At 69.7% G+C, this 20350-nt stretch carries 23 protein-coding genes and 1 pseudogene; 16 read left to right on the plus strand and 8 right to left on the minus strand.

Annotated features, from left to right (window positions below; all coding sequences use genetic code 11):
• Nucleotides 1-86 precede the first annotated feature (86 nt).
• The 5 genes from ACIRL2_RS23680 to ACIRL2_RS23700 form a co-directional block, all read right to left on the minus strand.
• Complete coding sequence (locus ACIRL2_RS23680; protein ID WP_402234373.1) at nucleotides 87-1811, minus strand: mobilization protein; 1725 nt, start codon at nucleotides 1809-1811, stop codon at nucleotides 87-89.
• A complete protein-coding gene (locus tag ACIRL2_RS23685; RefSeq protein WP_402234375.1) occupies nucleotides 1808-2443 on the minus strand; it encodes a plasmid mobilization protein in 636 nt (211 codons plus the stop codon). The genes ACIRL2_RS23680 and ACIRL2_RS23685 overlap by 4 nt, the downstream gene beginning before the upstream one ends.
• Nucleotides 2444-2516: 73 nt before the next feature.
• Nucleotides 2517-3317 carry a DUF2637 domain-containing protein gene (locus ACIRL2_RS23690; protein ID WP_402234611.1) on the minus strand — a complete coding sequence of 267 codons (801 nt, stop codon included), beginning with the start codon at nucleotides 3315-3317 and terminating at the stop codon, nucleotides 2517-2519.
• Between the two features lie 157 nt (nucleotides 3318-3474).
• The gene (locus ACIRL2_RS23695) at nucleotides 3475-4185 is read right to left on the minus strand and encodes an ATP-binding protein (RefSeq protein ID WP_402234377.1); all 711 of its coding nucleotides are present in this window, start codon (nucleotides 4183-4185) and stop codon (nucleotides 3475-3477) included.
• Nucleotides 4182-5075, minus strand: a complete 894-nt coding sequence (locus ACIRL2_RS23700) for a hypothetical protein (RefSeq protein WP_402234378.1) — start codon at nucleotides 5073-5075, stop codon at nucleotides 4182-4184. Before ACIRL2_RS23700 ends, ACIRL2_RS23695 begins: the two co-directional genes overlap by 4 nt.
• A gap of 329 nt (nucleotides 5076-5404) precedes the next feature.
• Between ACIRL2_RS23700 and ACIRL2_RS23705 the strand changes: the two genes are divergently transcribed.
• The 3 genes from ACIRL2_RS23705 (at nucleotide 5405) to ACIRL2_RS23715 (ending at nucleotide 7586) form a co-directional block, all read left to right on the plus strand.
• A complete protein-coding gene (locus tag ACIRL2_RS23705) occupies nucleotides 5405-5959 on the plus strand; it encodes a helix-turn-helix domain-containing protein (RefSeq protein WP_402234380.1) in 555 nt (184 codons plus the stop codon).
• 131 nt (nucleotides 5960-6090) lie between these two features.
• On the plus strand, nucleotides 6091-6333 hold the full coding sequence (locus ACIRL2_RS23710; protein WP_402234382.1) for a helix-turn-helix domain-containing protein: 243 nt from the start codon (nucleotides 6091-6093) through the stop codon (nucleotides 6331-6333).
• 14 nt (nucleotides 6334-6347) lie between these two features.
• The gene (locus tag ACIRL2_RS23715; RefSeq protein ID WP_402234384.1) at nucleotides 6348-7586 is read left to right on the plus strand and encodes a tyrosine-type recombinase/integrase; all 1239 of its coding nucleotides are present in this window, start codon (nucleotides 6348-6350) and stop codon (nucleotides 7584-7586) included.
• A gap of 178 nt (nucleotides 7587-7764) precedes the next feature.
• Here the strand turns inward: ACIRL2_RS23715 and ACIRL2_RS23720 are convergent, their stop codons facing one another.
• The 3 genes from ACIRL2_RS23720 to ACIRL2_RS23730 form a co-directional block, all read right to left on the minus strand.
• Nucleotides 7765-8661 (minus strand): hypothetical protein, encoded by an 897-nt coding sequence (locus tag ACIRL2_RS23720; protein ID WP_402234385.1) that lies wholly within the window; start codon nucleotides 8659-8661, stop codon nucleotides 7765-7767.
• 577 nt (nucleotides 8662-9238) lie between these two features.
• Nucleotides 9239-10438, minus strand: coding sequence for a type III PLP-dependent enzyme (locus ACIRL2_RS23725; protein ID WP_402234387.1), 1200 nt, complete (start codon nucleotides 10436-10438; stop codon nucleotides 9239-9241).
• 14 nt (nucleotides 10439-10452) lie between these two features.
• Entirely contained in the window at nucleotides 10453-11217 is a 765-nt protein-coding gene (locus tag ACIRL2_RS23730; RefSeq protein ID WP_402234389.1) for a GntR family transcriptional regulator, read from the minus strand.
• 446 nt (nucleotides 11218-11663) lie between these two features.
• On the opposite strand from ACIRL2_RS23730, the gene ACIRL2_RS23735 reads away from it, so the two are divergent.
• From ACIRL2_RS23735 to ACIRL2_RS23795, 13 genes and pseudogenes are all read left to right on the plus strand, one after another.
• The gene (locus ACIRL2_RS23735) at nucleotides 11664-11984 is read left to right on the plus strand and encodes a hypothetical protein (protein WP_402234391.1); all 321 of its coding nucleotides are present in this window, start codon (nucleotides 11664-11666) and stop codon (nucleotides 11982-11984) included.
• Entirely contained in the window at nucleotides 11981-12262 is a 282-nt protein-coding gene (locus tag ACIRL2_RS23740; RefSeq protein WP_402234392.1) for a DUF6303 family protein, read from the plus strand. Before ACIRL2_RS23735 ends, ACIRL2_RS23740 begins: the two co-directional genes overlap by 4 nt.
• Entirely contained in the window at nucleotides 12259-13203 is a 945-nt protein-coding gene (locus tag ACIRL2_RS23745; protein ID WP_402234394.1) for a DUF2637 domain-containing protein, read from the plus strand. The genes ACIRL2_RS23740 and ACIRL2_RS23745 overlap by 4 nt, the downstream gene beginning before the upstream one ends.
• Nucleotides 13200-13505 carry a hypothetical protein gene (locus ACIRL2_RS23750; protein WP_402234396.1) on the plus strand — a complete coding sequence of 102 codons (306 nt, stop codon included), beginning with the start codon at nucleotides 13200-13202 and terminating at the stop codon, nucleotides 13503-13505. Before ACIRL2_RS23745 ends, ACIRL2_RS23750 begins: the two co-directional genes overlap by 4 nt.
• 79 nt (nucleotides 13506-13584) lie before the next feature.
• A pseudogene (gene traA, locus ACIRL2_RS23755) lies at nucleotides 13585-14001 on the plus strand (plasmid transfer protein TraA); the annotation flags it as partial.
• A gap of 11 nt (nucleotides 14002-14012) precedes the next feature.
• A complete protein-coding gene (locus ACIRL2_RS23760; protein ID WP_402234398.1) occupies nucleotides 14013-16103 on the plus strand; it encodes a hypothetical protein in 2091 nt (696 codons plus the stop codon).
• A 168-nt stretch (nucleotides 16104-16271) separates the two neighbouring features.
• Nucleotides 16272-16505: a hypothetical protein gene (locus ACIRL2_RS23765; RefSeq protein WP_402234400.1), complete on the plus strand. Its 234-nt coding sequence runs from the start codon at nucleotides 16272-16274 to the stop codon at nucleotides 16503-16505.
• 89 nt (nucleotides 16506-16594) lie between these two features.
• The gene (locus tag ACIRL2_RS23770) at nucleotides 16595-17302 is read left to right on the plus strand and encodes a class I SAM-dependent methyltransferase (RefSeq protein WP_402234402.1); all 708 of its coding nucleotides are present in this window, start codon (nucleotides 16595-16597) and stop codon (nucleotides 17300-17302) included.
• Nucleotides 17299-17523 (plus strand): hypothetical protein, encoded by a 225-nt coding sequence (locus ACIRL2_RS23775; protein WP_402234403.1) that lies wholly within the window; start codon nucleotides 17299-17301, stop codon nucleotides 17521-17523. Before ACIRL2_RS23770 ends, ACIRL2_RS23775 begins: the two co-directional genes overlap by 4 nt.
• A gap of 8 nt (nucleotides 17524-17531) precedes the next feature.
• Nucleotides 17532-18383 carry a bifunctional DNA primase/polymerase gene (locus ACIRL2_RS23780; protein ID WP_402234612.1) on the plus strand — a complete coding sequence of 284 codons (852 nt, stop codon included), beginning with the start codon at nucleotides 17532-17534 and terminating at the stop codon, nucleotides 18381-18383.
• A gap of 45 nt (nucleotides 18384-18428) precedes the next feature.
• A complete protein-coding gene (locus ACIRL2_RS23785) occupies nucleotides 18429-18641 on the plus strand; it encodes a hypothetical protein (protein WP_402234404.1) in 213 nt (70 codons plus the stop codon).
• A gap of 89 nt (nucleotides 18642-18730) precedes the next feature.
• The gene (locus tag ACIRL2_RS23790) at nucleotides 18731-19885 is read left to right on the plus strand and encodes a DUF3631 domain-containing protein (protein ID WP_402234405.1); all 1155 of its coding nucleotides are present in this window, start codon (nucleotides 18731-18733) and stop codon (nucleotides 19883-19885) included.
• Between the two features lie 233 nt (nucleotides 19886-20118).
• Complete coding sequence (locus tag ACIRL2_RS23795) at nucleotides 20119-20346, plus strand: helix-turn-helix domain-containing protein (RefSeq protein ID WP_402234406.1); 228 nt, start codon at nucleotides 20119-20121, stop codon at nucleotides 20344-20346.
• Nucleotides 20347-20350: the final 4 nt, after the last annotated feature.

A 20350-nucleotide genomic window follows, 5' to 3' on the forward strand; every position in this document is an offset into this window, starting at 1 on the left:
CGATCGGCTCTACAAGTCCATCGTGTTCGGCGACCTCCTTTGGGCCGCGTTCGCGCAGGTCACAGAGGTCCTGGCGGGTTCTGTGGTCAGCGTCTGTGGCGATGCTCCTCCGTGATGGGGTGGATCGGGGTCGGGGCGACGGGTCGGGTGGGTGTGGTGGCCGGGCGCGTGGTGCTGCGGGTGGTGGCGGCTCGTGATTGGGCGGTGGGTTGGTGGAGTCGGCGCCGGACGCGCCAGGTGAGGACTTCGGCGAGTGAGGCGGCGGTGTCGAGTTCGCGCTGTCCTACGGCTTCGAGCAGGACGGTGGTCGGTGCATTTCCGGTGCGGGCGGTTTGGGCGAGCGCGGTGTTGAGGGCGGGCCAAGCGGGGTCGGCCAGGATGCGGTCGGCGTGCTCGGGCAGCACCTGCCGCAAGGCGTCGAGGAGCTCGGGCTGCGCCGGTGGCATCTCCTGACGGCGTGCTTCGGTCGAGATGCCTGGTCGAGTCGGGCGGGTGGCCGTGGGTCGCGGGGCGGTGGTGTGGTTGTAGGCGGCCCGGAGGTGTTGGAGTGCCTGGTGGGCTGCGGCTGCCTGCTGGTGGTGGTTGCGGGCCCGGTGCCAGTGGGAGGCGGCGATCGCGGCCAGGACGAGGGTGCACAGGATCATGGCGGTTGCTCCGCCGTCCTGTTCGCTGCGGCCGGCCCACAGGAGGTCGCGGGCCGCCGAACGCATTGCGTCTCCGGCGCGTTGGTCGGCCTTGATACGCGAGCGGGTGGCGCGTTCGAACGCGATCGAGGCTCGGCGGATCTCCATGCGGGTGGGGCCGGTGGTGACGACGACCATGGCGGAGAACGCCTCGCCCAGCGCGGAGAGTTGGCCTGCCGCCGCTTCGTCCTCGTTGTGGCGAAGGTGCCCGGGGACGGCGTCGAGGGTGGTGGCTGCCCGGTACCAGGGCTCCGTGGCGGGGGTGCCGCGGTCGGTGTCGGGGTGGAAGCGGGCGCGGATCTTGGGCAGGGACAAGTCAGGGGCGAGTCTGGTGCCGCTGAACCAGATGGGTTCGCCGTGGGCGTTGGTGTCCTCGGGGAGTGCGACGTTGTAGCCGCCGACGTCGCCGGAGGGCAGGACTCGTTTCCTGACCCGGACCCCGAGCCGGTCCAGAGCGGCGAAGAACTCCGTCTCGTTCGAGGCCGCCGCGACCGCGGTGCGGACCTTGTCCCGCAGCTGTTCGCGCGGGGTGGTGGTTCGCCCTCGGCGTTCGGCCTTGCGGCGTTCCGCGTCGGTGGGTCGTCGGGCGGCGGTGCGGTCGGGGCGATCGACCCGGACCAGGCCCCATTCCTCCTCCATGCGGGCGCATTCGGCGCCGGCGCGGAAGACGTCCCGGTAGTTGTCGGGGCGACGCAGGTCGGCCTGGACGAGGGTGGCGAGGATGTGGATGTGGTCGTCGGCGTGGCGGACCGCGATCCAGCGGCACCCGTTGGGGTCGTCCTCGGCGGCGATCCCGGCGGCGGCGACCACTCGGCGGGCGGCCTGGGCCCATTGCTCGTCGGTGAGGATCGGGTCGTCGGGGTGGTTGCGCAGCGAGCAGTGCCATACGTGCTTGTCGGGGGCGTTGGCTCCGGCCTGGTCCACGCGCACGTCCAACAGGCGCGCGAGCCGGGTCAGGGCGGCGGTGTACTCGGGGGTTTCGGGGGCGAGGTGTCCGGGGTCGGGGAGGAAGCCCTCCCACGCGGCGACGATGTGCTGATCGGTGTGTGGGCTGCTGCTCTTGCCGGGGCCGAACAGGTAGTGCAGTGTCCCTCGGGTCCTGGTCCGGTTGACGATCTTGACGATCACCGGGTGGCCGTTCGCCCGAGGCGCAGATCGGTCGCCGCCTCGACCCGCTCGACGACCCGACGGCAGTGGTCGATCCCGTCGGTGACCGCGGCGGCCAGGGCGGTGTCCTCGGGGCGGGTCGATCCGCCCGCGTTGAGGCGGTGGGCGACCTGGTTGAACAAGGTGCCCGCCCGGACCAGGGCGGTCCGGGTCCGGACGAGTTCGTCGAGGAGGGCGTCGTCTGCGCCGTCGACCCGGAAGCCGGTGGCCCGGGCACGCGCGAGGGCGGCGTCGGCGATGTATCGGGCGAGGGTGTGGTGCTCGGTAGTGGCGGCCTCTTGGAGTTCGGCGCGCTCGGATGGGGACAGGCGCACGCTCACGGGCTTGCGCTGGATCTTCTTGCGCTTGCGGATGCGCGGCTTGGCGGGCGCGGCGGCGGAGGCGTCGACGGGCGCGTGCGGCGGCGTGTCGGCGACGGCGTACGGCAGTTCCCCCTCCCGTCGCGCCCCCCGGTGCTGCGGGCCGTGTGCGCCGTCCCCGCCCTCGGGGATCGGCGTGCTCGCGTGGGACCGGCCGACGGACGGTCCCACGCCTTGCTTGCTCGCCCCGCCGAGGAGGTTCTGCGTTGTCGCGAAGGGGAGTTCGTCGCTCAAGGTTCCGGCTCCTGACTGGGGAAGAGGTCACCCGCCCGGAACGTCCGGGCGGGTGTGGGGCGGTGACGGGCGATCAGGTGCGGGCGGGTGTCTTCGAGGCGGCGTCGGCCTCGTCGCGCAGGGTCCGCATCAGGTCGGTGAGGCGCTCGTTGGAGACACGGTGGCCCTGGTCGCGCAGGGCGTTGGCCACGATCGCCCGGGTGATCCGGCCGCCGTCCGCGACGGCCCGGCGGGCGGCCGGCAGAAGGTCGTCCTCGGCCGTGACGGGGTCCGGCTCGGCGGAGAACACGGTCGCCTCCGGTCCGGTGAGGGCGAGTTCGGGCTGCTCGATATCCCCGGTGACCGTCGCTGTGGGCAGTCGGTCGGTCACCGGGTCGCCGGTCCGGGGCGGGTGTCCGGGCGCGATCCGCCGGTCGGTCGCGGCGGTGGCCGGTTGGCGGGCGATGAGGATGTACAGGTGGACCGCCCCGGCGAGGGCGAGCGGCGCGAGCGTCGACAGGACGCCGACGGTGGTGTTGCCCAACCGCAGCCCGGGGTCGTTGCCCGGGTGGGTCTGCTGGTTGATGCGGACCGCGTGCAGGGCGTTGGCCCAGATGCTCGCGCCGGTCGCCGATCCGAACAGCAGCCACACGTACACCCGGGCGGCCGGCGGCGCGGTCCGCAGGACCAGGAGGGCGCGGATGCCGTAGGCGATGAACCCGTCGATCAGCAGCGGGAACAGGAAACTCAGCGCGCCGCGCACGTGAACGGCCACGGCCATCTGCCGCAGCGCGTCGTACGAGAGGGCGAACCCGGAGAGGCCGAGCAGGGCGATCGCCGCGCGGTCCCAGGGTGTTGCTCGTGCGGAACCGGGGGCGTGGAAGGTGGTGGGCAGAGTCGCCTCCTGCCGAGTGTCGATGGGGTGGGCAAGGGTTTGGGCAAGGCCCGGGCGCGGCGGCGTTGCACTCGTCCGCCTCGATACCGAGGGACGGCGTCTGCGGGCGTCTCCGTGCCGTGACGTTCCGGGCGCCGGGGCAGCCCCCGACGGTGGGTCAGTCCGTCGGTTCGCGTCGTCGGTCGGGTCCGGTGAGGATGACGCGGTCGGTCATCTCGGCGAGGCGGGAGGCGACCCGGTCACCGAGGACGTCGCGGATGCGGGGGATCGGCAGGTTGGTGGTCAACAGGGTCGGCAGCATGTGCTCGTAGCGGTGGTCGACGAGGCGGTAGGTCAGTTCCTCGGTCCACTCCGAGGTCTTGGCGGCACCGAGGTCGTCGAGGATGAGCAGTGGGCAGCGGCTCAGTTCGCGCATCTCGCCTTCCGCGTCGTGGCCCTGACGGGGTCTCATGGCGGCGTACAGCGCGGCGGTGGTGATCTTGTTCCAGCGCAGCCGTACCCCGGCCTGGAGGAGGCCGCGGACGGCTCCGTACGCCTGGTGGGTCTTGCCGGTGCCGGTCGTCCCGGCGATCAGCAGCGAGGGTCCGGTGGCGATGCCGAACGTCCCGCCCGGTCCGTGGCGGGCCTCGTTGACGATCTGCCGCATCCACCCGGTGATGCCGGGGTGGTCGGCGACGGCGGAGCGGTAGCGCGGTGGGATGCGCTGTTCCGCCATGGCCAGGGCGTCGGCGATGCGGTCGCTCTCGTCGTCGGTGTCGAGCGGGCGTGCGGGGTTGAGGCCGCGTTGGGCGAGGATGCGCAGGACGCGCTGCTCGGAACCGGTGCTCACCCGTTGCGGGTCGGCGGGTCGGCGGAGGCCGGTGGTCACAGGTCACCGCCGTAGGCCGCCTCGGGGTCCTCGGGATTGGTCCACGGCCGGTACGTCGCCGGGGCGCCGGGTCGGTCGGCGTTCATGACCTCGTTGACCAGCCCCGGCAGCGCGCTCGGGCTGAGGCCCTTGGCCCGCAGCCGCTCCAGGCCGGCCCGGATGTGCTCGGTGGACATGCCCTCGTTCAGGAGGATCTTGGTCTCCCGGCCGATCCGGCTCAGGACGCTCTCCGGCGGCCGGGTGCGGCAGGCGTTCACGTACTCGGCGACGAGCGCGGGAGTGATGTCGGGCGCGTGGGCGCCCGCGCCCCCCGGAGGGAAGATCCTAGGTCCAGGATCCAAGATCCTAGATCCGGGCGTTGAGCCCTCACCGACATCTTCGTGAGGGTTCACTGAACCCTCACGGAATGCCGTCCGACCTGCGGATTCGCGATTCACGGAGTTATCCGTGAGGGTGCGGTGCACCTTTACCGAGCCCTCACTGAGCCCTCCGTGAGGGCTCGGCGAGTCGTCCCCGAAGGCTCTTCCGGCCGTCTTGCGCGAGGCGTCGTGATCCGGGCAGGCGGGCAGCCGGGAAGCGCTCGGCCGGTTGATCTTCTGGTGCTGGTGCCAGGTCACGATGTGCAGGTACCGCTTGCCGTCCGCGGTCGTGTAGCGGCAGAGGAGTCCGGCCTCGGCGAGCTGCTGGAGGTCGTTCTCGACGTCGAGCGGCGTGTGCTCGGGACGCAGCGGCCACAGCACCCCGGCGATGATCGCCGCGTGGTCCCGGTGGCGTCCGTGGTCGTCCGCCTGGGTGAAGAGGCCGACGAAGGTGCGCTCGGCGGTCACGCTGACCGAGGCCAGACTCTCGGAGCTGAACAGCTCCGGCTTGATCGTGCGGATACGCGCCACGGCTATCGCGCCTCCGTCCGGGTGGGACGGCGCGTGGCGGATGCGCCCCGGAGGGCTGTCGTCGTACGCTTGGTCAAGGCATTTCCTCACTCGGCGGTCCGGGGGGCAACCCGGTTTCGCTGTGGTCGAGCGTTCAGGGATGGGCGGTCGCGAGGTGTGTTGTGGGGCTCCCGGCGTTCGTAGCGCCGGGAGCCTTTTGCGTGCCCCGGTGCTACCCGGGCCGATCCTCCGTTAATCCCTGGAGGATCGTTTGCATTCTATTCTGCATCAGGCTACTCTCCAACGGCGGTCGATGCAACAGGGCTTGGTCGCATTGCAAGGAGGATCGGATGAGCGGATCGGTGCCCGGCCCGCCGGGCGGCCCGCAGTCGATGTGGAGCGAGGACAACGTCGCCGAGCGGGTGCGCCTGGAGCGCGAGGCGCGCAAGTGGAGCACAGCGACGCTGGCCGAGCGCATGTCGGACGCGGGCTTTCCCATCAACCAGTCCGCGATCTGGCGGATCGAGAGCGCCGAGCCCCGGCGGCGGATCAACCTCGACGAGGCCATCGGCTTCGCCCAGGTCTTCGGCATCGACCTCGACAACCTCCTCGGACCGCCGCAACTCGCGATGCACGAGCGGGCCGTCCGGCTGATCGACGACGTCCGCACGTCCTACCGCGCCATCCGCGCGGCCAACGACCAGCTCGCCGCCGCCCAACAGGCCCTTGAGACCTACATCGACGCCCACCCCGAGATCGAGGACGAGGTCGGCGAAGCCGTGAGCCAGGTCATCGCGGAGGAACTGGTCACCCCGGGCCCCTTCTCCGGCCCACCCCTCGTCCACTTCGGCCATCCACCGAACGCGGACGAGGAGGACGGCCCCACCGACCCACCGGGCGAGTAACCGCCCACCCGAAACCCCGCCGCCCCGGTGCTACGAACACCGAGGCAGCGGCCATCACCATGAACCGCCCATCCCTGAACGGAACGACCCGGCGGCCCTTTGCCCAAGGCGCCGCCGAGTAAGGACCTGCCTTGTCCCAGATCCGCCCGAACACCGCCGTGTCCGCCGACCCGACCGGCGACCCCACCCTCGTCGCCCTCACCGTCGAGGAAGCCGCCCGCCGTCTCGGCATCGGCCGCACGACGATGTACGCCCTGATCGCTTCCGGCGACATCCCCTCGGTCACCATCGGCCGCCTGCGCCGCGTCCCGGCCGAAGCCCTGGGCGCCTACGTCGCCGGCCTGCTCGTCGCCGACCTGCCGCTCGCGGCCTGAACGGGGGCGATCGAATGCCCGACAACACCCGGCAGCCCAACGGGGCTTCGTCCATCTTCCAGGGCAACGACGGCCGTTGGCACGGCTATGTCACCGTCGGCGTCAAGGACAACGGCCGACCCGACCGCCGCCACGTCTCTGCCAAGACGCGCACCGAGACCACCAAGAAGGTCCGCGCGCTGGAGCGCGCCCGCGACGCGGGTACCGTCCGGAAGGCCGGCCAGGCGTGGACGCTCACGGCGTGGCTCCGGCACTGGATCGACAACATCGCCCCGCTCGCCGTCACCGAGAACTCCCTCGCCGGTTACGAGGTCGATGTCCGCGTGCATCTCACTCCTGGCCTCGGCGCGCACCGCCTGACCAAGCTGGAGCCCGAGCACCTGGAGCGCTTCTACGCCAAGATGCAGGCTGGCGGCAGCAAGCCCGCCACCGCCCACCACGCGCACCGCACCCTGAGCGTCGCCCTCGGCGAGGCGGTCCGTCGCGGGCACCTCACGGTCAACGTCGCCAAGATCGCCAAGGCCCCGCGCTTGGACGAGGAAGAGGTCGAGCCCTACTCGGTCGAGGAGGTCCAGCGGATCCTCCTCGCCGCCGTGCAACGGCGGAACCAGGCCCGCTGGGTCGTCGCCCTCGCCCTCGGCCTACGACAGGGCGAGGTCCTCGGCCTGAAGTGGTCGGACGTCGACCTCGACTCGGGCTTCATGTGCGTTCGGCGCGGCCGACTGCGTCCCAAGTACGCGCACGGCTGCGGCGACACCTGCGGTCGCAAGGCCGGCTACTGCCCCTCCCGCGAGCAGATCCGCCGCGAGACCAAGGACACCAAGTCCCGAGCGGGCCGCCGCACCATCGGCCTGCCCGACGAGCTGACCAAGATCCTCCGCCGCCACCGCGAACTCCAGGACGCCGAGCGCGCCCAGGCCCGACAGCTCTGGACCGAGACCGGCTACGTGTTCACCTCGGCCACCGGCGCGATCCTCAACCCGAACACCGACTACCACCACTGGAAGGAACTCCTCCAAGAGGCTGGCGTCCGCGACGCCCGCCTCCACGACGCCCGCCACACCGCCGCGACCGTCCTCCTGCTGCTCGGCGTCCCCGAGCGCATCGTCATGGCCATCATGGGCTGGTCCTCGACCACGATGGCCAAGCGCTATCAACACGTCACCGACCCGCTGCTGCGCGACACGGCAGAGAGGGTCAACAACCTTTTGTGGAAGACCGGTACCAGCGAAACCCCGGAGTCCGAGGGGTAAAACCGGCCGTGACGTGACTGTCTGGTCTGGGGGTTCGACCTCGAACGGGCCGAGCCCCCAGACCAGCGGGCGCAGGGGACGCCCCTCGGCACGGACACACGGATCCGGGGCGTGTCCTGGTGCGCCCCACCCGCTCTCGGAGGGCGCGAACGGCGGTTGGTGGGGGCGGTGTCCAGCATCAACCGTCCCAGGGCGCGGTGTACGCGTTCGTGATCTTGATGCCGATGAGGGTTGGCAGGCCCCAGTAGTGCAGGGCGATGGCCTTGAGATGCCTCGGGTCCTGGTCCAGGAGCGTGCCGGACCGCGCGGCGTCTTCGAGCATCCCCAGCAGCACGCGGTCGAAGCCGCAGATGTGGCCAAGTTCGTCGGGAGCTCCGCAGGTTACGAGCAGAATCTCGTTCTCGGGGCGGTCCTTGTCACGTACGAGGTCGCGAAGTGCTTCGACCGCTTCATGGGGGTAGATCGCCCGCGAGGCGGTCGCGATCACCTGGACGCTTCCCGGTTGCCCACCGCGCTCGACCCGCGTGGCCAAGGCGCCGATTAGTGGGTAGTAGCCGGCATGGCCGAGGCTGTTCGGGAAGCCGTTGCTCATGTCGACGCCGTCGAGCCAGCAGCCCCGGTCGGCGGTGAGCGCGTCTGCGATGTCGGTGAGCAGGGTTCGGTCGTCGCGAGGGAGGCTCGCCTCGCCGATGAGGGTCAGCATGACCGTGTTGCCCACAAGGTGGGGATAGCGGGAGAGGTTGTCGGTGAGGAGTGTCTCCAGGCGCCGCCCGAAGGCGCGGATTCGGGCGAGATCGATCCGCACGCGGGGGAGGGTCAGTTCGGCGAGTTCGATGCCCCAAGCGCGCCCCGATGCGCCGGTGAGTCGTCGGTCGGGTGGATCGCTGCCGGGACTGACCGTGAAGGGCGCATCGACCGGCGTGTGGACGGTGAGCGCCATGAGAAAGGAATAGAGCTGGGAATCCTCGCGGCTGGCCTTGCTCAGGTGGCCCAGCGCGGAGATCCGCACATCACGAGCGGCCCCACCGACGGAGTAGGTATTTTGGGCGCCCCTGGCAGAGTTCGTCGCGTTCATGCCTGACGAGGCTCCTCCGTCGCACACCGGGGTCGCAACCACATATCGCTACGAGGCGATCGGATTCGGGCCGCCAACCTGGGACGGTCCTTCCGAAGTAACGACGAGCGACGTGCGCGATGCGGTAGCCGTTAGTCGTGGAGCGGTTGGCGTGATCGACCGGACCATGTCGAGTCGCTCTGAACCGCGCCGAACGGTGATGGACGATTGCCTGCGAGATTGCTTCTGACCTGGGGACTCTTCGGCCCAACTGCAACCAGAACTGCAACCACAACGACGTCAGCCCGGACCATCGGAATGGTCCGGGCTGACGTTTTGCCTGTTCAGGCTGGCGGAGGATACGAGATTCGAACTCGTGAGGGGGTGAACCCAACACGCTTTCCAAGTCTGTTTGCCTGCTGTGGCCTGTCGTTCACGACGGTTCAGCACCGTCCGGGCCTGCCTGTGAGGCGCCCGCGCGGCGGTCTGCGGGACACCGGTGAACTGAGCCGAACGCCGGTGAATGAGACGGAAACTGAGACGGAACCGGTGGCCAGTCCGTCAGGGGAGTCTGCTCATGGCGTGCCCTGGGCTTGGCTCATCTCGCTTCGTTGGGCGTCGGTTGACTGTCCTTTCCGTCCTGGGCCTTCAGGTAGTGGAATTCGGGCTTGGGATGCATCAGGAAGTCGTGATGCGAGATATTCCAGGCGTAGGCACCGGCCATCGAGAAAGCCACGATGTCGCCTACGCGGATCCGTTCGACCGGTACCCGGCTCGCGAATACGTCCTTCGGCGTGCACAGCTGGCCAACCAACGTGACCAGCTCATTGCGTACTTCAGGGCGATTGTCGGCTTGCGTTTCGGTTTCCAGCACGGTGAACGGTTGATTGTGTTGTCGCGTGACTGGTGTGCGGATGTGCATGGTTCCGCCGCGCAAGATCGCGTACCACTCCCCGTGTCCGCGCTTCACGTCGATTACGTCAGTGACATACCAGCCGGAGTAGACGCTCACGGATCGGCCCGGTTCGATCCGGAGGATTTCTCCGGGAGTGCTGAACTCTGAGACTCCTCGGCCGTATGCAGCCCAGTCGTATTGGGCAGCTGGATCTTCGTAGTCGACAGCCATCCCGCCACCGAGGTTGATCTCTGGCCGCACTACACCGGCCTTGGCGAGCCAAGGGCGGGCCCACTCAAGAATCTCGGACGCTTGGCGCAGCATGTCCGGGGCGTTTAGACCTGAAGCGAGATGCGCGTGGATGCCGCGCAGTCGTACCCACGGGGACGTCCCCAAGATGTCACGACAGGCTTCGATGAGATCGGGATCCATGCCGAACGGACCGCTCATCGACAACGCAGCACCATCGCGCTGCCCAGCGAGGTTCAGGCGTAGAAGTACATCGACTTCCTTCCCGATATCCCGGGACAGCGCTGCCAGATTCGCCATTTCATGCGGACTTTCCACGTGAATTCGCTCGACGTTCAGTTCCAGAGCGCGAGTCAGTTCATGGCTCGTCTTCCCCGGCCCACCGAAGGCGATTCGGGCAGTAGGAAGAATCTTCCGCACGTGTTCCAGCTCTCCGCCGGATGCCACTTCGATACCATCCACATACGGATCCAGAGTGCGCAGAATGGCGGCTTCGGGATTCGCTTTGGCGGCATAGAAGATCTCCAGACCAGAGGCTGAGAGAGCTTCCCGTATGGACGCGGCATGCGATGCCAGAGCATCCAGATCGTAGATGTAGGCGGGCAGCCGTCCAGCGAGGTGGGACGACTTCTCTTTGGCTGCTTCGCTGATCATGGGTCTCCTGCTTCTCAGGCGAGCGGGAAAACATGCTCGATAACCAGGTACTGAGCGGGCGCGAGTGTGGTGGTAACTTCGACCACGCGGCCCTCGGCGGTTTCCCCGACATGAAAGATTTCGGTGACGGTGCGTTCTGGACTGATCTTGAGAAGGTGGGCTTCTTCCTCGGTCGGCAGTCGGCTGGGGGTGATGCGTTCCCGCGCCACAGTCTGGGGATATCCAAGCTCAGCCAAGGCGCTCTTGACGCCCCCGCGAATAACCGGCGCGGGCTCCGTCAGAACGGTGTTTTCGGCGATGTCCAGAGGGAACCAGGACGCATTCATGCGAACGGGAATCTCACCGGCGAAGAGCCTGCGTCGCCTGACCAAGCAGTTCACCTCCCCGGTTGCCAATCCGAGTGCTTCCGCAATCTCCACTGGCGGCTGAGCGCGTTCCACGCTGATTTCATGCCGGGGTTCCAGCCCAAGGGCCTTTACCTCGCCGTCGAACGCGCCTCGCGCACCGTTCCGTTCGCGTGCCTCTCGTGAGTAGCGCGCGGCCGAGTGCACCATCGGCGGAAGCCAAGTCACGACAGTGCCGCGTCCCTGCTGCGGGCGAACCGCTCCCTCGGCCGACAGAAGGGTCATCGCCCGGTTGACCAGGCTGCGGGACGCGCCGTACCGCTCGGCCAACTCAGGCTCCGGTGGCAGCAGCGATCCCGTCGGGTACCGGCCGTTCACGATGTCTTCTCGGATGGCTGCGGCGATCTCGCGGAAGCCCAACTTCGGTGAAGCCATGGCATCACTCCCATGTCGTGGCGCCCCCGGATGAGCGCTCACCGATGCTATCAAACGCCAAACGTCTGTCATCTCTTGACAGTCGGCCTCGATGCCGTGCAGGCTGACAACACGTCAAACGTTTGGCGTCTAGCTTCTTCGAGGGCTTAGACCGCCATTCCGCATGACTGCGCTACGTCAGTTCTGCGCGACCTGCCAGGGAAGGCGGCTTCGGCCGTACGCCCGTAAGCGCCGGGACAGCTTGGTCCTTGAGAACTCAACAGTGTGACGAACGAGATCGAAACGAGTGATTTTGGTCCTCGGCGCGCGGCATCACGCGTGCGCTGGGGGTCACGGCCACTCGTCTCTTGAGACGGGGCACACCGTTGTGTGCCGGAGCGACCACCTGTCCTTGGCGGGGTGGTGGCCGCTCCGTGGGTCGTTTCTCCAGTAGAGGGAGTACGACCGTGAGAAGCATTGTCGCTGGTCGCCACGCGGCCACGATCGCCGAGTTCGCCGAGTTGGCGCTCGGTATCGACTGGGCTTTGTTCGACGGGGAGCCCGGGGAGAGCGAGCAGGAGCGCGCGGCGCGGTTGGACGCGGCGCGGGACATCCTCGCCGACCTGTGGGCGACCGATCGCGAACTGGCCCGGCACGTCGAGGACATGTTCGCGTCGTTGTGGGCGGTGGATTCGGGCACTGCGGTGTGCGCCGCGTTGCTGCTCGACTCGGCCGCCGCGCAGGCCTGGGAGACGTTCGACGGGTTCGAGGAGGTGCGGGCGGCATGACGTGCAAGGCGTTGATGTCGTTCCGCGACGGACGTTGGCGGGTGATCGTGGCGATGCCGGGGCGGGTGTCCTTGTGGCCGGAGCACCGTTTCCCCCGGGGCGCGGTGGTGCCGACCGTCGCGCAGCGTTCACGAGTGGTGAACGCGCTCGGTTTCGTGTTCACGGACGGGGCCGAGTGGGAGTGGTCCGAGGACGCCGAGGTGCCCGGCGACGACACGTCGCGGGTGCTGCTGCTCGCCGCGATCCGGGTCCGTCGGGCGGGCGGGGGCGGTCGATGAACACCGCTCAGGTGCGTTCGGCGGAGCAGGCGTTGAGCGTGGGGACGTGGGCGATCGTCGCCGGGGCGATGCTGTATTCGGTGCTGACGGTCACCCCGTTGGCCGCCGCGCACACTCCGCCCGAGTGGGCGTGGACCGCGCCGATCCTGCCGTTGGTGGTCGATGCCGCCGTGGTGATCGTGGTGCGCCTGGACGCCACCTTGGCCCGGCTCGGCGAGGGTGGCGGGGCGTGGCCGATCGTGCTCCGGTGGATGACGGGCGCGATGACCCTCGCCCTGAACGTCGCCGAGAGTGCGTTGCGCAAGGACATGGTGGGGGCTGCGGTTCACGCGGTCGCGCCGCTGCTGCTGATCGTCACCGCCGAGACGGGACTCGCCTACCGGCGCGCGATCACGGCGGCGCAGGTCGCGCTGAACGAGCGTGAACGCGCCGAGTTCGAGCGGCGGGAGCGGGTCGAGGTCGAGCGTCGTGAGACGGCCGAGCGGGCCCGCCGTGAGGAGCGTGAGCATCAGGCTCGGATGGCTCGTGAACAGCGTGAGCACGACGCAGCTGTGGAGCGTGAACGCGCCGAGATCGCCGAGCGCGCGCGTCGTGAGGAACGCGACGCGGAGCGGGCCCGGGAACGGACTGAGGCGGCCGAGCGTGAGCGGCGTGAACGCGAGGATGAACAGCGGCGCGCCGAGCTTGAGCACCGTGAACGGCAGGCCGCCGAGCGGGAGCGGCGGGAGCGGCTGGAGTTGTTGTCCGCCGATCCGGCCGAGGGCAAGTTGCCCGAGGACCGCGCCCGGTTGATCGTGCGGGCCGCGTTCGAGGAAGGCCACCCGGTGCGCTCCGCTGCCGAGTTGTGCGGCTGGTCGGTCGGTTGGGTCTCCACCCGCTATCAGGAGTTTCGTGAGGAGCCTCCCGCCGGGCGGTTGAGTCTGGTGGAGGGTGCGCGGTGACCCGGCCCCCGATCGTCGGCGGCCCCGTGTGGTCGGCGGTGACGGCCCGGGAGGGCGGCACCTGCGGGTGCCGCGGCGAGTGCGGACGGCGCCACAAGGACACCGGCGGCCGATGCACCCGACATGACGGCCTGATCGTGGGACCGCGTGACCTGTCGGTGTCGCTGGCGGTCGCGGTCGCCCTGGACCCGGCCGGGTTGACGACGTGGTGCGAGCGCTGCCACGGCCCGGCGAGAAGCGCGGCGAAGGCAGCCGCGGGGAGTGCCCGCGCGGCCGAGTCCGCGACGGAAGCCCTGTTCTGAATCCTGACCGGTTCCCCTCACGCCCGGCCCGCACGCTGCGGCCGGACGCGAGGGAAGCGGGGTCAGCCCTGCTCGAACCCATTCACACCGCATACGAGGGAGGGGCCAGATGGCCCAGCAGCGGCGCAGGAGGAGCACGGCCCAGGACGTCCTGGGCGACCCGGAGTTCATGACGAACAAGAGCATTCGCGACTACTGCAACGGCGGGCGGCTGTTCTGCCGTGACGGGTCGCTCGAACTGGCCATGGCCGCCGAGGAGTTGTACGCGGTCCTGTCGCAGATCAACCCGGTGGACGCCCGCCTCGCCGGGCGTGCCGGGCGCAAGCGGGCGAAGGACACGTCCAAGCACCTGATCATCGCGGCCGAGGCGCTGAAGTACGCGGCCGGGTCGATGGCCAAGGCATACGCGAGCTTCCAGAAGAACTACGCGGCCGAGTTGCAGGCCGCCGGGGTCAAGTCCAAGCCCGTCAAGCCCACGTTCAAGTTCGAGGCGTGAGGAGACGCATCGTGGCAAGGAAATCCAGGCGTTCGCGGGCGACGGCGGTGGCCACCGCCCCGCTCGACCAGGCCGCCAAGCACCTGACCAGCCGCGCGGCACCCCTGCTGCCGCCGTGGATGGTCGCGGCGGGCCTGACCATCCCGGCGGCGCTGGCGCACGACACCATCGGTACGAACCCGGCCGCGACCGCGCTGATCGGCGCGGCCGGTGCGGGGATCACGGTCGCGGCGTGGTCGGAGGCGTCGAAGCGCTCCCCGCGACTTCGGGCGATGGCCACGGTATCCACCGGCGCGGCCAGTGCCTACCTGACGGCCGCGACCGTGGCCGGGCCGACGTCGCCGAACGTGGCCCTGCTCCAGGCACTCGGCGGTGGGACGCTGGCGCTGTGGTGGAATCTTCGCCACGCCCTGCGCAACAGCGGCGCCGAGAGCGTGAGCGACGGATTGTTCGAGATGGTGGGGCTCGCCCGGACGCAGGTGGTCAAGGGTGAGGTGGTCGGCGGGGAGGTCCGCGCGGACCTTCAACTCCCTCCCGGGGAGCTGACGCCGAAGGACGTGCAGGATCGCATCCCGGTGTTGGCGGGTGCGCTGCGCACGAGCCCGGCGGCGATCCGGGTCACGCCGGACCGCGACGACCATTCGAAGGTGTCGTTGTCGGTGACCCCGGTCGATCAGCTCCGCAAGGCGATTCCGTACCCGGGGCCGCAATTGCCGGGGCAGTCGATCGCGCGGCCGATCCGGTTCGGCGTCTACCAGGACGGCCGCCCCATGCAGGTGTGGCTGCCCGGCAGCGACGACCGCGACGAACCGCGCCCGCTGTCGCACATGGCCGAGACCGGCATGACCGGCGCGGGCAAGTCCGAGTCCATGGTCATCGTGCTGACCGAGGTCATGACGCGTTCCGATGTCGTGGTGTGGGTGGGCGACCCGTCCAAGGGCCGTCAGACGCTCGGCGACATCCGCCACGGCCTGGACTGGTGCGAGACCACCACGACCGGAGTCGGCGCGATGCTCGACGTGCTGGTACCGGTGGTCAAGACCCGCGCCGACCTGCTCGGGCGTCTCGGGTACAAGCAATGGGTCCCCGAGTGCTGGACCAAGCACAAGATTCCACTCCTGCTCGCGCACTTCGAGGAGTCCAGCGACTCCGCGGTCGCCGACCACCCCAACCTCGTCACAGCCGCCAAGCAGGCGCGGTCGGCGGGTGTGGTCCTGTCGGTGTCGTTGCAGCGCGCGTCGTACGCGGGCATCTCCACCGAGGTCCGCTCCCAGTTCGGCACCGCGTTCATCTTCGGCGCGAAGAACGACGAGGACGCGTCGTTCATGATGGACGACCGCGCCAAGGACGCCGGGGCCTCCCCCGAGGTGTGGGCCAACACCCAACCCGGATGCCTCTACCTCCAAGCCCCCGGCGTGCCCGTGGAACGCTGGGCCGTCCCGGGCCGGGTTTTCCGACTGCCCGAGCCGGAAGACCTGCGGCGCCTGGTGACGATGTACGCGCCGGTGCGTCCCCAGGGTGTGGACAAGGCGACGGCCGCCGTCGCCGGACCCCGATACGCGGCCTACAAGGCATCGGCCGCCAAGCGCGCGGCGGGCGAGGAACCGCGCGAGCCGGGCCCGCTGCGGACCGCACTCGCCGAGCAGCCGCAGGCACCCGCGAACCTCCCGGAGGCAGACGGCATGGACGCCGAACCGCTCGATGCCGCAGACGCGTTCGACGGCGCCCCGGGCGCCGAGGAGCGGCCGTACGTGGTCGATCACGAGAGCGACCTCGACGCGGCGGCAAACCCCGACGCGGAACTTGAGGAACCCTCCCGGGTGATGCAGGTGTCCGAGCCGGAGTTCGCAAGCGGTCGCTCCACCGAGGACGCCCTCGCCGAGATGGCGACCATCCTGGACGAGTTGCGGGCCAGGGGCGAGGCGGTGTGCGCACCCAAGGACTTCCCGCAGGCCCGCGTCGGGCGCCACCGAAGCTGGGTTTCCCGGCGCCTGGCCGAACTCGCCGACAGCGGCCGGGAGGTCGCCGAGAACCCCGGCGGACAGCTCGGATCCTGGCTGATCATCCCCCGCGACGACGCGTTCGAGGACTACGCCGCGTAGCCGTGCGGCGGGGTGTGCGCACGCGTGCGGAAGCCGTGCGCACAACTGTTGCCCTCGCGCGCACGCGCGCGCGTTGACCAGCACTTTCGCCCGTGCGCACGCCAGCACGCGTGCGCACATCCACACCCACACACCACTACACACAGTGACCAGAAAGGCAAGGCTGCCATGGCAGACGAGAAGACGACCAAGCACACCTGCAACGGCGGACGCGGCCCCACCTTCGGCCGCAAGACGGCGGGCTGCCCCCGCTGCGACGAACTGATCGCCGGGGCGAAGCCGGTGGTCTGGCGCGAGAGCAACAAGCAGCGCGACGCCCGGATCGCCGCCGACATGCGCACGCGCAGGCACGACTGCCGCGCCTCGGGGTGCTCGATCGTCTGCACCTCCGGCGACTGGTGACCCCACCCCGGGACGACCGCCGGACTTGGCGGAAAGACGGTCGTCCCGGGCCCAACCCGCTCCTTCAGGACCCGGAAGGGACCACCAGCATGACAAACAATCACGGGCGGATCATCCGTGTGCTCGACCTGTACTGCTGCGGCGGGGGCGCCGCCCGCGGCTACCAGCTCGCGGGCTGCCACGTCACCGGCGTGGACATCGCCCCGCAACCGCGTTACCGCGGCGACGTGTTCGTGCGGGCGGACGCGATCGAGTACGTCCTCGAACACGGCCACCGCTTCGACTTCGTGCACGCCTCGCCGCCGTGCCAGAAGCACACGACGCTGAACGCGTACAACCACATCACCACCTATCCGGACCTGATCGCCCCCACCCGCGACGCGCTCACCGCGGTGGGACGTCCGTGGGTGATCGAGAACGTCCCCCAGGCCCCGCTGCTCGACCCGACGATCCTGTGCGGGGCCATGTTCGGACTGCGGCTCTACCGCCACCGCGCGTTCGAGACCGGCCCCGACTGGGCACTCCGCGCGCCCGAACACCCGGCGCACGTCGCCCGGTGCGTGCGCAACGGCTACCTGCCCACCCCGGAACGCCCGTTCATGTCCATCCACGGCGGACGCCACTCCCGGGCGTGGCAGCACGCGGCCTGCGACGCCATGCGCACGCCGTGGCTCAAGGCCACCGGCGACATCCCCCGCGCCATCCGCGAGGTCTCCGAGGCCATCCCACCCGCCTACACCCACTGGATCGCCACACGATTCCTCGCCGCCCACACCCGAGAGGTGATCGCCGCGTGAACCCGCTCGCGACCGACAACGAAGACCTCAACGACGAGATCAACCGTCTGATCGCAGAAGCCCGCGTACACGAGTTCACGGATCGCGACCTGATGTTCGTGCGGCCCGACGACACGGACAAGGCTCTCGCCATCATCCACAGCGACTTCGGCCCGTTCCCGCCCGGCACGGCCTTGACGGAGCGGATCGAACGCGCCGCGCGCAAGTGGGGCGTCTCGTGAGCGAGCGAATGCGCACCGCGCTCGAACTGGCCCACGCCGGACTCCCGGTGCTGCCGCTGCGGGCCGGGAAGGTCCCCTTCGGGAACTGCCCGGCCTGCGCGGGCTCGGCCTGCGGCGGCCGACCCAACATGCTCGCCGCCGGACCCTGCCACTGCCCGCGCCCGTGCCACGCCTGGGCCGCCGCGACCACCGACCCGACCGTCATCACCTCCCCGCCCTGGGCGTGGGCCTGGCGACAGGCCGTCGCGGTCGCCTACCACCCGGCCGGAGCTGGGCTCACCGTCGTGGACCTGGACGACCGCGACGCGATCGAGTGGGCCCGCGCGACCCTGCCGCCCACGCGGGTGGTGGCGACCACGCGCGGCGAGCACTGGATCTACCGGGGAGCCACCCGCTCCGCGAACCACGTCCGCCCCGGCGTCGACATCAAATCCCGCATGGCCTACGCCCGTTGGCTCGGACCCGGCACCGGGCGCACGGTTCCGCTGCCCTCGGCCGTCCACGCGCTGCTCGACCGGGAAAGGCAAGAGACCACCCGCCCCGGTGGAGGGGTGGACTCTTCCTCCCGACCGCAGAACACATGGACGCGCGCGGTCGCCACCGGATGCCGCCACACCGAGGGCTACGTCCAAACCGGCATCAAACGCGGACTCGCCATCGTCCGCAGCCACACCGAGACCGGCGCCGGATCCAGCGCGTACAGCGTCGCACGCTTCCTCGCCAAGCAGCATCGCGCATGTCCCGGCCCGTGCGGGCTCGACGCCCTCGCCGAAGACATCGTCACGGCCGCCGTCGCGGTCGGCGTGCCCGAGCCCTACGCACGCCGCGCCGTCCGCAACGGACTGCACGCAAGCACCTGAACCACCTCACCTGCACACCAGCCACCCGAGGAGGGTCGCTCCGCCATGGCCGAGTTCCACATCGAGTTCAAGGACGCCGCGGGCAACAAGCGCGGCAGCCGCTTCTTCAGCGAACCGACCGACACCCACGCCCTGACCACCGGACGCAACCTGCTCACGTCCGCCCACCGCACCGACAAGCGCATCGTGCTCGGCACCGTGTCCCGCCGCGTGCTGTTCCCCAACCGCGCCAAGGAGATCGCCGACCTGAAGGTCTGACACCACTCCGGGGCGGCCGACGAGCCACCGAACCCGCCGACCGCCCCGGCCGCGTGGCAACGTCTCACGAGCGACAGGAGAACGACCGCATGACCGACACACCGCCCACGATCGACGGCGCCGAACTGCTCAACGACGTGGAACGGTTCCACCGCAGGTTCAACGCCTTCCCCACCCCGGGCGCGTACGTTGCCGTCGCGCTGTGGGACGCGCACGCGCACCTGCTCGACGCGTTCGAGTCCACGCCCCGGCTCGCGTTCCTGTCCCCCGAGCCCGGCAGTGGCAAGAGTCGCGCGCTGGAAATCGTGGAAACGCTGGTTCCCGAGCCGATGGTGGCGGTGAACGCGTCCCCGGCGGCGCTGTTCCGCGCCGTGTCCGCCGGAGAGCGACCGCCCACCGTGTTGTTCGACGAGATCGACACGATTTTCGGGCCCAAGGCGGGCGACAACGAGGAGCTTCGCGGCTGGATGAACGCGGGCCACCGACGCAGCGGGGTGACGTACCGGTGCGTGGGCGACGGCGGCAATCAGACCGTCGTGGAGTTCCCCTCGTACTGCGGTGTGGCCGTGGCCGGGCTCGGCTCTCTGCCCGACACGATCCTGACCCGCTCCGTCATCATCCGCATGCGCCGCCGCGCACCCAACGAACGCGTCGAAGCGTTCCGTCAACGCCTGCACACTGCCGAGGGCAATGCTCTGCGAGAGCGGCTCGCCGCGTGGGCCGACACTGTTCGCGAGCAGATCTCAGGAGCGTGGCCCGAACTTCCCGAGGGCGTCACCGATCGCCCGGCGGACGTGTGGGAACCGCTGCTCGCCATTGCCGACGCGGCCGGGGGCGATTGGCCCGCGCGGGCCCGCGCCGCGTGTGTCGAGCTGGTCGAGGACGCCAAGCGCAACGACAAGGGATCGGTCGGCATCCGGCTCCTGACCGACCTGCGGGACGTCTTCAACGGTGCCGAGCGCGTTCCCACCGGTGCCCTACTGGCCGGGCTGATCGCCCGAGAGGACGCACCGTGGGGAGACATGGGCGGCAAGCCTCTCGACGCACGCGCACTCGCCAAGTGGCTGCGCGAATACGTCACCGCCGACAACAGGCCCATCGTCGCGCGCAACATCCGCACCGCAGCAGGAGTCGTCGTCAAGGGCTACAGCGCCGCCGACCTTGCCGACGCGTGGACCCGGTATTGCCCTCCCCCCTCTCCCACATCCGCTACATCCGCTACACCCGGCGAAAACACCCCCTGACCAGCACAAACCTGTAGCGGATAACCCTCGATCCGCCGCAACGCATCCGCTACATCCGCTACACCACACCCCGCTTGTAGCGGATCCATCCGCTACAAGCGGGCCGATCCGCTACGCACAAAGGCCCTCTGACCTGCGCTGTAGCGGATGTAGCGGATGTAGCGGACCTGGAAGGAGGGGCGCCGCAGCACTGCGACGACTTCGTCATCCCAACGCACCCGCTAGGAGTCGACGTGACCGACCCCGAGGTCATTCCGGTACCCGACCCGACCGTCTTGCTCCTCACGGTCGAGGAGGGCGCCCGCCGTCTTCGCATCGGCCGAACGACCATGTACGCCCTCATCGGATCCGGCGCCATCGAGACCGTGCCCGTGGGCCGTCTCCGCCGGATCCCCGTCGAGGCCATCGCCGAGTACGTCCACCGACTCCGGCAGGCCCACCGTTCCGCAACCGCAGCGTGAGGAG

It is taken from the genome of Embleya sp. NPDC127516 (assembly GCF_044765325.1).
Classification (GTDB): Bacteria; Actinomycetota; Actinomycetes; order Streptomycetales; family Streptomycetaceae; genus Embleya.

Bases quoted from the DNA above. Each gene is read 5' to 3' on its own strand.
- ACIRL2_RS23785 (WP_402234404.1), top strand. From the start codon at position 18,429: ATGGCCGAGTTCCACATCGAGTTCAAGGACGCCGCGGGCAACAAGCGC.
- ACIRL2_RS23745 (WP_402234394.1), top strand. From the start codon at position 12,259: ATGAACACCGCTCAGGTGCGTTCGGCGGAGCAGGCGTTGAGCGTGGGG.
- ACIRL2_RS23740 (WP_402234392.1), top strand. From the start codon at position 11,981: ATGACGTGCAAGGCGTTGATGTCGTTCCGCGACGGACGTTGGCGGGTG.
- ACIRL2_RS23705 (WP_402234380.1), top strand. From the start codon at position 5,405: ATGAGCGGATCGGTGCCCGGCCCGCCGGGCGGCCCGCAGTCGATGTGG.
- ACIRL2_RS23715 (WP_402234384.1), top strand. From the start codon at position 6,348: ATGCCCGACAACACCCGGCAGCCCAACGGGGCTTCGTCCATCTTCCAG.
- ACIRL2_RS23730 (WP_402234389.1), bottom strand. From the start codon at position 11,217: ATGGCTTCACCGAAGTTGGGCTTCCGCGAGATCGCCGCAGCCATCCGA.
- ACIRL2_RS23780 (WP_402234612.1), top strand. From the start codon at position 17,532: ATGCGCACCGCGCTCGAACTGGCCCACGCCGGACTCCCGGTGCTGCCG.
- ACIRL2_RS23725 (WP_402234387.1), bottom strand. From the start codon at position 10,438: ATGATCAGCGAAGCAGCCAAAGAGAAGTCGTCCCACCTCGCTGGACGG.
- ACIRL2_RS23720 (WP_402234385.1), bottom strand. From the start codon at position 8,661: ATGAACGCGACGAACTCTGCCAGGGGCGCCCAAAATACCTACTCCGTC.
- ACIRL2_RS23770 (WP_402234402.1), top strand. From the start codon at position 16,595: ATGACAAACAATCACGGGCGGATCATCCGTGTGCTCGACCTGTACTGC.
- ACIRL2_RS23765 (WP_402234400.1), top strand. From the start codon at position 16,272: ATGGCAGACGAGAAGACGACCAAGCACACCTGCAACGGCGGACGCGGC.
- ACIRL2_RS23790 (WP_402234405.1), top strand. From the start codon at position 18,731: ATGACCGACACACCGCCCACGATCGACGGCGCCGAACTGCTCAACGAC.